Genomic DNA, 9,918 nt, shown 5'->3' on the forward strand with positions numbered 1-9,918 from the left:
TGGTCACCATCGCCAACGCAATCATCAAAACCGGCACCCCATGGCAACATCAGTTCGCTGATTAGACACAGTTGCTAACCAAGCACCGCACCGCAAACAAGTTGGCAATCCCTGGCAATCCCCTCTAAAACAATCTTATGGTGACGCGCCGGTTGTCTCGGCCCTTGCTTTCAATCTTGCCTAAGGTGATTCTTCCGATCTCTGTGGTGTTGGACACATGGGTTCCGCCGCACGGTTGCAGATCGACTGTTGCATCCCCGTCGCTGATGCGAACAAGCCGCACGCGACCCTGATCAGTTGGCGGCCGGACGGACAAGGTTTTGACAAGAGAAGGGTTAGCGTCAAGTTCGGCCGCTTTAATCCATTCCGCGTGAACCTTTAAATCCCGCTCAACCAGTTCATTCAGACGCATCTCCATTTCTGGTTTGCTTTCCTCAGGCGCGGGCATACTGAAATCCAGACGCCCCTTGTCCGAACCGACCTGTCCTCCGGTGACTGGAAATGGCAGAACTACCGTCAGTAGGTGCAGCGCCGTGTGCATACGCATATGCGTATAGCGGCGATCCCAATTGATCTCTTGGTTAATAGCGGTTCCGATGGGCGGGCGCTCCACTCCGGGCGCGATCCTCAGGGCAACGGTCCCTTCCGAACCTTTCGTCGTGTTTAGTACTGCGACCTGCAACCCATCCCATTCGATATGCCCCTGATCGCCGGGCTGACCACCACCTTCAGCATAGAAAATCGTCTGATCGAGAATGATGCCATCATTGGCCCAATGAGATAGAACTGTGCCTGTGGCCCTCCTCAGGTAGGCATCTTGCTGAAACAGCGCTTCGGTTCGGCGAGTATTCTCGAGTTGCGTTCGCAGGTCTGGTATGGCTTTTCCTGTTGAGTGTATGTGGTGAGGCGGCGACAATTAGGCAAGTATCCAGCCGAACGTCATGAACGACGCTATCCCCGAAAGGACGGTAATGAACAGGCTGCGAGTCATGACGCCAATGATAAGGCAAGTAACCGCCGCCAGAGCTGAGATGCTCAATCCAGAGGGGGTCAACGCCGGTTTTGCTAAGATCTCTGCGACGATGATGGCCGACATTACGGCGGCGGGAATGAAATTAAGCCATTCGCGGATCAGCACGGGGATCTGCGCATTGGCCAACAAGATGATTGGCAGCGCTCGCACCGATATTGTGATCACCGCACAAAGTAGGACTGTCACGAAGAATGTTGTATCCATCTGTCTTTCCGTTTCGCCTTGAGAAATGTGATCATCGAACTGAAGAAGGCGCCGGCTATCGTGGCGGCCAGAACGGCCAAGTTTGGGTCGATATGTTGGAAACCCACCAGAACAACGACGGCCGCAACGATGATCGCGACAAGCTCTCGTCCTCGCGTTGAACTGGCGAAATAGGTTAGGAGCAAAAGCCCCACGAACATTGCAGTTAAGCTGAAACTCAGGCCTTCAGCAAGCGACATCGGCAGGCTGTTTGCGAGGATCGCCCCCAGTATATTGGCAATCACCCAATTCACATAAGCCGTCACATTCAGGCCGAGCAACCATTTGAACGGCAGGTGGCCGATGGCCTTTCCATATTGGGATGCCACTCCGAATGTTTCATCTGTCAGCAGTGCTCCGCCGATGAATTTTTCAAGCGTCCCTTTGCCGTTGAAATAGATTGACAAGGAAGAACTCATTAACAGATAGCGGACATTGACAAACAAAACCCCGAGGGCGATGGCGACGATGCCCGCCCCTGAGGCCGCCAGACTGTAGAATACGAACTGTGCCGACCCGGCATAGAGCAGCGCTGCCAGCCAGCCAATTTCCTGTACCGAATATCCCGCCAGAGCACCGATGCCGCCTGCAGCAAAACCGATGCTCCAATAGCCAAGCACCGTTGGCATACAGGCTTTAGCCCCAGCTATAAAGCTCGTGCGCATCTCCATATTATTGCTCATTCTTTGTTACAGAAATCACATAAGCGGCCATCGGAATCACCCAATTTCCGTTCTCGTTGTAATTAGCTTCGATATCTGTCGACATCGCCTGACGAATCTTTTCCAACGAAGGGCCTGATTCCTGGCGCAGGCGCGCTCCTGATCTGACTGATCCTGACAGTTCCGCGCGAAACAACTCATCCGAATCGCGCAACGCCCATGGGACCACGTGCAGCTTAACCAAAGCAGACGCTGCGTAGAGGTCTGCACCATCAAGGATCATTCGCAACTCGGTCTCTTCCAGAAGGCGATTATAGTTGGGACCTTCCGGAATGCGACACGGCTCGGTTGCGAATTGTTCCAAAGCAGTTTCAAGGATCAAACTTGCTGCATTGCGGTTGCGTTCGGCCCAAAGGGTGAATTTCAGGATGCCGCCGGGCTTCAGGACGCGCGCGGCTTCGTTCATGACTTGGACCGGATCGGAGAAATGCTGAAAACCGAAGTTGGACATTGCAAGGTCAAATTGCCCATCGACAAACGGTAAGTTTTCCGCATCGCCCAACATGAAATTCGCCTGTGGATGGCTTTCCTTTGCCTGAGCAATCATCTGTGCCGAGAAATCCACGCCGGTCGCCAATGCGCCATTTTTCGCCGCTAGCCCAGCACCATATCCTGGCCCCGTCGCAAGATCGAGCAATCGCTTGCCCGTCAAAGCTGGAAAGTCCACCAGCATTGTCGGTATAAAGGAGCTTGTGACTTGCCCCCAGCAATCATCATAGTTAGACGACAGCGTTTCCCAGCCGTGATATTCAAACTCTGAGAGAGTTGTGGGGAGGGTGCTTGATAGAGTCATTGTTTACCTCAAGCGGAAATTTTCTGTGCGAGATAGCCTTCGCCAGCATCGTAAGTCATCGTCACCACCAAACGATCCGGAGAGGCTTCGGCAAAACGCAACGCAAGGAAGTAGTTCGCGCCGCTGGTCGGACCTGGATAGATACCTGTGTGTTTTGCTAGGAGGCGTTGCCCCTGGAGAGCCTCAGCATCCAAAACGGTAACAGTGCGCGTCACGTCGGCCAGATTGAGGAAAGGCGGGACCACCCCCACAGCGGCGCCCTGCTGCGCGTGATCGCCGAATTCTCCGGTTTGGAAAGAGCAATTTTCCGGCTGAACAAGCACAAGTTCGATATTGGAAAATTCCCGTCTCAATACCGTATTCAGTGCCGCAGCATGGGCACCGGTCCCCGCGCTTAGAACGAGCGTGATCCCTGAACAGTCGACTATATCGTTTCCTATTTGAGCAACGATTTCGGGTCCGGTTTCAAGAAGATGCGCCTCCAGATTCGCGGGGTTCGCGAATTGGTCTGTGAAAAAGTAAGCTTCGCTTTGTTCTTCAAGAAGCTTGGCAATAACCTCCCTAGGTTGCAGCTCTTGACGCAGTAGATCCAAGCCCACAAGCCTTGCGCCGTATTCTTCGCATAAATCTCGCTTAAGCTGCGAGAAGGACAATCCTATCACCAAATCGACGCCGACATCGTATTTTGCTGCTTCATAGGCAAGCCCGACGCCGAAGTTTCCGCCGCTTTTTTCTAGGATGCGGCGTGTGCCACCGGGTAACAAATCACCCATAGAAATTGCCCGCTCAACGATCCTGCGAGCTGCGCGGGATTTGTGGCTACCGCTTGGGTTTAGATGTTCTAACTTGATCCTCAGGTTAGGGCTTGGTGCGATGAGTGGTGTTCTGGGGTTGATGAGGGTCATACGAATTTCACTGACGTTTGAGGCGTTTCAACGCCATTCGGAACAGGGGTAAAAATCGTATTGGAGTACAAAATTGTCGTGCCGGCGGGAACATCCTTGGTGATTGTGGTGTACGGTCCGACAAAACAGTCATTCCCGACGTGGACCGGGCCAAACACGTTTGCGCCCGCGCAGATTTGAACGCGGTGTCCCAAGGTCGGATGCCGTTTTCCATCCGGTGCATTTGCCGCGCAACGCCCTCCCAGCGTAACATTGTTCAAGATATAGCAGTCGTCCCCGATCTCGGCCGTTTGCCCCACGACTGTTCCCCAGCCGTGATCGACGACAAAGCGCTGCCCGATCCGGGCTTCGGGATGAATTTCGGTTCCGGTAGTTGACCGGGCTGCAAAACTGATGTGGATTGCCTCGCGTGCCGCACCGGTAGAGACAATCAAGTGGTGTGCAATCCTGTAGCATAGAACCGCAAAGTAGGTTGAATGCTGAGAAATCAGACACGAGATCGGCTTATGCCGCACGCTTGGGTCTCGCCGATGGTAGGCCACCAAATCCTGAACAGCGTATTCCAGAATGGACGAAATAGCCGCATCCTGCTCCCCAAAGGAGTGCTTGGAATTTGCGAGGTCGAAGGCCAGACGTCCAAGATCATAAAGCGTGTCCGTCGCCTCCTGATCCAAATTGTAATCAGATATCGAATCATCAAAACTCATCAACAAAATCCTTCTTGAGGACTAATTAGGCGGTCTTTGCGCCCATGCCGAATTTCTCATCATAGTGGGGAGGCGCATTGAAAGGATGTTGCGGGACCATCCAAAAATCTAGGAGAATCCTGCTAGTTGGAAAATCCTGCTGTCGACTCCCCATCTAGGATCGCTAAGGTTGAATCATAGCAATAACTATTGTTTCTAATGGATTCTTGGAATGGCTTCGCCAAACATAGATGAAATTCAGCTGTGGAAAGAGCGCCAAGTTTTGGGCGGTATGGACATGCTGAAGGCGCGGTGTTGTGAGCATCACTATCCGCCTCATTTTCACGATACATTTGTCATTGCCTCGTTCAAAGACGGTGCTCAAAAGCACAAGATTGCCCAGAAAAGTGGTGTGGCATATCCCGGAACGGTCATGGTGATTCCACCTGGAGAGGTGCACACTGGCGAAGGGGCAAACCGGCAAGAGGCATGGGAATACTCTGCGTTCTACCCCACTGCGGACAGCTTGAATCGGATCGCGGACAATCTTTTCGGCAGCGTCCGGGGATCCTTGGATTTCGGCACCTCTTTTTTGATCGGCGATCCGGAACTGGCAAGGCGGTTATTGGACGCAAGCGAAGTCGCGCTGCGCTCGCCTAGTTTGGTCGGACGTCAGGAGGGCGTCTATTCTGCATTTGCGATGCTGATGACCAGATATGGGCGGCGCTCGCGGCAGGCACCGGCAGAAAGGGTTGTGGACGCGCCAATCCGAGAAAGCCTCGACTTCATGGAAGAGAATTTCTATCTTCCCCTGTGCATGGGCGACATTGCCGAATGTGCAGGGTTGAGTGAGTTTCATTTTATGCGCCTATTCAAGTCCCGAACGCAAACAACCGTTCATCAACATCTGAAGCAGTTGCGCTTGAATGCGGCCAAGGCGATGCTTTCACGCGGAGAACCTATTTCTGAGGTGGCAGCAAGCGTGGGGTTTTACGATCAGAGTCATTTCACCAACTCTTTCCGGAGGGTCTTTGGTGTGACCCCTAAAAAATATGCAACCGCCTGTCGATAAGCGCGCCTGGATTTCATGCCCTGCCGGGAGCGCAAAACTGGCTACAACAGTTTATGCATAATCCGGCCACCGGTTCGTCGTCAGGGTTTTTGGAACCAATGGCGGGTGTTGTCACGTTAACGAGCTTGAGGTTGCTGGTCTAGCGACGTCCGCATAGGTGGTGCTGATGCAAACTCAGAAAATCAGCTACAAGCGCCACCGGTTTCCGCCTCAAATCATCGCTCATGTTGTTTGGCTCTACGTCCGGTTCAACCTGAACCTGCGCGAGGTCGAGGAGATGATGCTGGCACGTGGCGTGGACGTTTCGTACGAGACGATCCGGCGCTGGACCGTCAAGTTCGGCCCTCTGATCACCCACGTTCTGCGGCGACGGCAGTCCCGCCCAGGCGACGTCTGGCATCTGGACGAAGTCGTTGTGAAAATCGCGGGCCGGTCATACTGGCTCTGGCGCGCGGTTGACCAAAACGGCGTTGTTCTAGAAGAAATTCTACAATCGAGGCGAGACAAGCGCGCGGCAAAGCGGCTTTTGGTCAAGCTGATGAAACGTTGGCGCTTCATCCCAAAAAGGATCATTACGGACAAACTGCGCTCCTATGGCGCTGCAAAGCGCGAGGTCGCGCCTGGCATTGATCATTGGTCACACAAGGGGCTCAATAACCGCGCAGAAAACAGCCATCCATTGCCTGGCAGTGGTTCGTATTCGAACCACGAAAAGGGGCCCTTACGAAAGCGAGAGCGAGCAATGCAGGGCTTCCGATCACCGGGTGGATTGCAGCGCTTCGTCACTATGCAATCCTCAACCCGCAATCGTTTCTCCGTACCAGCCCGACGTCGTTCCGCTCTCACCATCCGCTACCATCGGCTAGAAGCATTCGATGCCTGGAAATCCGCAGCAAATGCCGCTTGATCTACGATCGGCGTGCCAACTTGCAAGCTCGGCGAGTTAACGTGACATCACCCTGCCAGGTGTTTCCATCATTTTTTGCCGATCTCAGATGCGCGAAAAGCTCCTTACACATAGCAATTTTTCGCATAAAAACACAAGATCTTGCCGATAACCGTTGCCGATCTTGTTTGCCGAAATCTTTTGCGGACTGATGCGATGATAATTGCCGCTCGCGCTGACTTAAGGGGACCAATATAACGACCGCGCTGTTGGACCTCATGACACATCGCTGCCTCCGAGCGTCAGGTCTTCGCGCGTTAGTGCCGTCCGGCTTTACGCGCAGCCGGGTAAAAGGAATGCTGGGCCGAGATGCCCCGGTGTCGCATAAAATCATAGAGCAACAAGGCGGTGAGAACCGCAAAAGCGGCTGAGTCACTCGCTTTTATTATTTCAGATTAATGAGTTGCGGGAAATTTCGTGATTTTTCGGAAATGTTCTTTCCCCATTCCGTCAAAGGCTCACATTCCATCCAGTTGCTGTGGGCGCCTGACGCTAGGTCATGCCCATCTGTGCATGATCCCTGACAAGCCCGATCACGCGGCGCATCACCAAGCTTTCAAACATCTACGAAATATGAGGCCGCCCAAATGAGTTTCGATATCCTTTTCTGCCGCAATCAAGAGGACGTTTTAGGTCTTAAGAATCACACAGACTTCCTTCCCCTTTTTGACGCCGACATCGGCGGTCGGGTCTACGATGGATATGATGATTTCTATGTAACGGATCAAACCCTCGCAATTGCGGATGCGCGTCTCGCTCTCGCGCTTACGTCAGCAGGCATTGGGAGCCACGAGGTTCCGAGCGAGATCCCCGATGGCTTTTGCGATATCGATGCCCGGACGACAGACTGGAGCTATCTGCTGCGCTGCTATCCCGCCCTCTTGGAAATGTTGCGCGAAAACATCCGAGACCACGGGCCCTTGGTCTGCGCCTATGGTTGATCAGCGTAAACCCACAAATCCTTTTACACGCCTTGCCGCACACCTCACGCGGTCACGATCGCCCCCACATCTTCCAGCACCTCTCGCCCCGGCAGATCACGCAGACTTTCCAGCCCGAAGGCTGCCCCGGTCCCTCGTTGTCGCGTTGACCCGGTGAAATGTTCCTATCCTAAAAAATTCAGAATTTAGTTTTTGCAGTGATCGGGTGAGCCCCATGTCCACGTGACGAGAAGACGAAACCCTGAACTGAAGGACACTACTTATGCAAAAATCGAACGCCCGCCCCTTTTCTAACAAACTGCTCAACGTGATCGGGAACCGGGCTTATGAAGCGTCAGTGCGGTCAGCCACCGACGGTCTCTTTTCACGAAAGCAGAATTCGGTGATCTTGCCCGACGGAACGATCGAGGACGCCGCCGTGATTGTGGCGCCGATGATTGCCTTCGTTGCTGCCGGAGAGCTGCTTTCGGCAGGGCTGCGCGCTGAAGTCGTCGCAGGCGCAGCCATCTGGTCTGTAGGCAGCAAAGACTTCGATACCCTTGATCATGGCGTTGCAGATAGAGCGGATCCGAAATCGGATGCGATACGCGGGAACTTTCACACCTGGGTCGTATGCAACGGCTGGGTCATGGATTTCGCAGCGAGAACGTTGTCTCAGAAATTCCACCGAGCTCACCGCATGGAGCCCTTCTCGACCGGGCGCATGAAATGGCGACAATTTCCCGATACGATCCTGCATCAGTTGTCAAACCGCATGCCGGATCCGCTTGAACACCCGCACGATTGGTATCGCTACGAAGACCGCGGTCCAGAACTACTCGAAGAGGTCACTTTCGAGATGCGCGGCGAACTGCGCGCGGCAGAAAAATGGGAGCTTCAGTTACGCTGACTAGTTCGGTGATACCCCCTTGAAAGGTCTCGCCAATGAGCGCCGATGAAATCCGGCAAAACCAAGCTGCGCGCTGCATCGTCCCAAGCCAATGAGCTTCCAGAACTGAACGGCTACGAGGCTGCACCGACTGCGCACCCAACACACGCGACCTATCGGCACCCTCCCCTACTCCATCAAAACGGACAAAATACATGAACAAAGCTGAAATCAAACCCTCCAAAACCGGTATTTCAATTTCCTTCCCGATCGAATTCAAAGCGATCTTCAAGCAACATTTCCCGCGCGCTAAATGGGACGCTGAGGCTCGGGTCTGGCGTGTTACGAAACGCGCCACTGAACATCTGAAGCAATTCGAAGAAAGTGTTAACAAAGCTATCGACATCCGCCTTGAGCGCGAAGAGCGGATTCTCGCCGCTGACGAACTTGAAACCCTCCAATCCCAGCTCAACGATGTAGATCAGGACACCATCTCCTGTAAGAAGGCGGTGGACGACCTTTCAGCCGCGCGGGACGAAATCAAGGCCGCTCGGTATCAACTGGAGAAGAAAAAAGACGGCTTTGAAGCCATCAGAGCGGCGCGCTCTGCTGCGGCTGATGACGTGCAGAAACAGCGCGACGCAGTCCACCAGATCGTATCAGCCATTGTCGACATAGCAGAAATCGAGACTGCTATCGGAGCAATGCGGAAATTCATGAAAATTCCGAAAGCTTACGCCAGCGCACGTTACATGGAGGCGGAAGAGCGTCTTCGCGAGATCGATTCAGGGCTCCGAGAGGTAGTCTCGCCTGTGAGGCGATTTCGTCCGCATTGAGTGCTAACAAATATCGTCCAGAACGAGACGGTTCTGTCGCAAATATTTTGTGCATGCGATTGGCTCGACAGGATGTAGCGCTGTAGGAGGTGACTTCTCAGGGATGATTGGATGGTGACGATGGTTGACTTCAAGGGCGCGCATTACCCGAAATCTGTGATCCTGTTCGCGGTGTTTTTCTATCTGCGCTACCCTGTTTCCTATCGTGACCTCGAAGAGATAATGCACGAGCGCGGCGTCGATGTTGACCATGCGACCTTGAACCGTTGGGTGATTAAATTCTCTCCATTGGTTGCCGCTCAGGCGCAGGCGAAAAAGCGCCCGACGGCCATCTCATGGCGGATGCCCTCTCGGGACATCGCAATGCGATGCCCTGCCGGGTAACAGATGAAACCTATATCAAAGTGCGCGGAACGTGGATGTATCACTACCGCGCTGTGGACCGGAACGGCCAAACCCTTGATTTTATGCTATCTGAGCGGCGTGGCAAGCCGGCGGCGCGGCGTTTCTTCAGGCGTGCAATTGGCACGAACGGTGTCCCCGACCGTATCGTTATCGACAAAAGTGGGGCCAATCTGGCGGGGTTGGAAGCCGTGAATGTGATCCTCAAATTCATCGGAACCGGGCAGACTATCAAGATCCTGCAGGTCAAATATCTGAACAATATCCTTGAGCAAGATCACCGCTTCATCAAGCGCATCACAGGGCGGATGCTCGGCTTCAAAGCGTTCCATTCGGCAGCCGCTACGCTTGAGGGCATCGAGACCGCGCACATGGTCCGCAAGGGACAATTCGACGCTCATGGCTTGACTGCATTCCAGCAGTTCGCCCGGCTCGCAGCATAATTATATCCAGTAGCAGCCCGTTCCCAGC

The 9,918-nt window shown here is 53.8% G+C and carries 11 protein-coding genes and 1 pseudogene; 6 read left to right on the top strand and 6 right to left on the bottom strand.

Annotation, left to right across the window (positions count from 1 at the left end):
- Positions 1-124: 124 nt before the first annotated feature.
- From ACN0SD_RS17640 to ACN0SD_RS17665, 6 genes are read right to left on the bottom strand one after another with little or no spacing between them, the layout of a single operon-like run.
- Positions 125-868 (bottom strand): alanyl-tRNA editing protein, encoded by a 744-nt coding sequence (locus tag ACN0SD_RS17640; protein WP_417809547.1) that lies wholly within the window; start codon positions 866-868, stop codon positions 125-127.
- 48 nt (positions 869-916) lie between these two features.
- Entirely contained in the window at positions 917-1,237 is a 321-nt protein-coding gene (locus tag ACN0SD_RS17645) for an AzlD domain-containing protein (RefSeq protein WP_417809533.1), read from the bottom strand.
- The gene (locus ACN0SD_RS17650; RefSeq protein ID WP_417809534.1) at positions 1,216-1,947 is read right to left on the bottom strand and encodes an AzlC family ABC transporter permease; all 732 of its coding nucleotides are present in this window, start codon (positions 1,945-1,947) and stop codon (positions 1,216-1,218) included. The genes ACN0SD_RS17645 and ACN0SD_RS17650 overlap by 22 nt, the downstream gene beginning before the upstream one ends.
- 1 nt (position 1,948) lies before the next feature.
- Complete coding sequence (locus tag ACN0SD_RS17655) at positions 1,949-2,791, bottom strand: class I SAM-dependent methyltransferase (RefSeq protein WP_417809535.1); 843 nt, start codon at positions 2,789-2,791, stop codon at positions 1,949-1,951.
- 8 nt (positions 2,792-2,799) lie between these two features.
- Complete coding sequence (locus ACN0SD_RS17660) at positions 2,800-3,696, bottom strand: PLP-dependent cysteine synthase family protein (RefSeq protein ID WP_417809536.1); 897 nt, start codon at positions 3,694-3,696, stop codon at positions 2,800-2,802.
- Positions 3,693-4,403, bottom strand: coding sequence for a serine O-acetyltransferase (locus ACN0SD_RS17665; protein ID WP_417809537.1), 711 nt, complete (start codon positions 4,401-4,403; stop codon positions 3,693-3,695). Before ACN0SD_RS17665 ends, ACN0SD_RS17660 begins: the two co-directional genes overlap by 4 nt.
- Before the next feature lie 211 nt (positions 4,404-4,614).
- On the opposite strand from ACN0SD_RS17665, the gene ACN0SD_RS17670 reads away from it, so the two are divergent.
- The 6 genes and pseudogenes from ACN0SD_RS17670 (at position 4,615) to ACN0SD_RS17695 (ending at position 9,890) form a co-directional block, all read left to right on the top strand.
- Positions 4,615-5,454, top strand: coding sequence for an AraC family transcriptional regulator (locus ACN0SD_RS17670; protein ID WP_417809538.1), 840 nt, complete (start codon positions 4,615-4,617; stop codon positions 5,452-5,454).
- A gap of 166 nt (positions 5,455-5,620) precedes the next feature.
- Positions 5,621-6,361, top strand: a complete 741-nt coding sequence (locus tag ACN0SD_RS17675; RefSeq protein WP_417809539.1) for an IS6 family transposase — start codon at positions 5,621-5,623, stop codon at positions 6,359-6,361.
- Positions 6,362-6,987: 626 nt separating this feature from the next.
- Entirely contained in the window at positions 6,988-7,341 is a 354-nt protein-coding gene (locus ACN0SD_RS17680) for a hypothetical protein (RefSeq protein ID WP_417809540.1), read from the top strand.
- A gap of 262 nt (positions 7,342-7,603) precedes the next feature.
- On the top strand, positions 7,604-8,230 hold the full coding sequence (locus ACN0SD_RS17685; protein WP_417809541.1) for a DUF2026 family protein: 627 nt from the start codon (positions 7,604-7,606) through the stop codon (positions 8,228-8,230).
- 194 nt (positions 8,231-8,424) lie between these two features.
- On the top strand, positions 8,425-9,045 hold the full coding sequence (locus ACN0SD_RS17690; protein WP_417809542.1) for a hypothetical protein: 621 nt from the start codon (positions 8,425-8,427) through the stop codon (positions 9,043-9,045).
- 120 nt (positions 9,046-9,165) lie between these two features.
- Positions 9,166-9,890: pseudogene (locus ACN0SD_RS17695) on the top strand (IS6 family transposase).
- Positions 9,891-9,918 lie beyond the last annotated feature (28 nt).

It is taken from the genome of Thioclava sp., from assembly GCF_048263065.1.
GTDB lineage: Bacteria > Pseudomonadota > Alphaproteobacteria > Rhodobacterales > Rhodobacteraceae > Thioclava.

Bases quoted from the DNA above. Each gene is read 5' to 3' on its own strand.
- ACN0SD_RS17690 (WP_417809542.1), top strand. From the start codon at position 8,425: ATGAACAAAGCTGAAATCAAACCCTCCAAAACCGGTATTTCAATTTCC.
- ACN0SD_RS17650 (WP_417809534.1), bottom strand. From the start codon at position 1,947: ATGGAGATGCGCACGAGCTTTATAGCTGGGGCTAAAGCCTGTATGCCA.
- ACN0SD_RS17685 (WP_417809541.1), top strand. From the start codon at position 7,604: ATGCAAAAATCGAACGCCCGCCCCTTTTCTAACAAACTGCTCAACGTG.
- ACN0SD_RS17645 (WP_417809533.1), bottom strand. From the start codon at position 1,237: ATGGATACAACATTCTTCGTGACAGTCCTACTTTGTGCGGTGATCACA.
- ACN0SD_RS17660 (WP_417809536.1), bottom strand. From the start codon at position 3,696: ATGACCCTCATCAACCCCAGAACACCACTCATCGCACCAAGCCCTAAC.
- ACN0SD_RS17670 (WP_417809538.1), top strand. From the start codon at position 4,615: ATGGCTTCGCCAAACATAGATGAAATTCAGCTGTGGAAAGAGCGCCAA.
- ACN0SD_RS17665 (WP_417809537.1), bottom strand. From the start codon at position 4,403: ATGAGTTTTGATGATTCGATATCTGATTACAATTTGGATCAGGAGGCG.
- ACN0SD_RS17655 (WP_417809535.1), bottom strand. From the start codon at position 2,791: ATGACTCTATCAAGCACCCTCCCCACAACTCTCTCAGAGTTTGAATAT.
- ACN0SD_RS17680 (WP_417809540.1), top strand. From the start codon at position 6,988: ATGAGTTTCGATATCCTTTTCTGCCGCAATCAAGAGGACGTTTTAGGT.
- ACN0SD_RS17675 (WP_417809539.1), top strand. From the start codon at position 5,621: ATGCAAACTCAGAAAATCAGCTACAAGCGCCACCGGTTTCCGCCTCAA.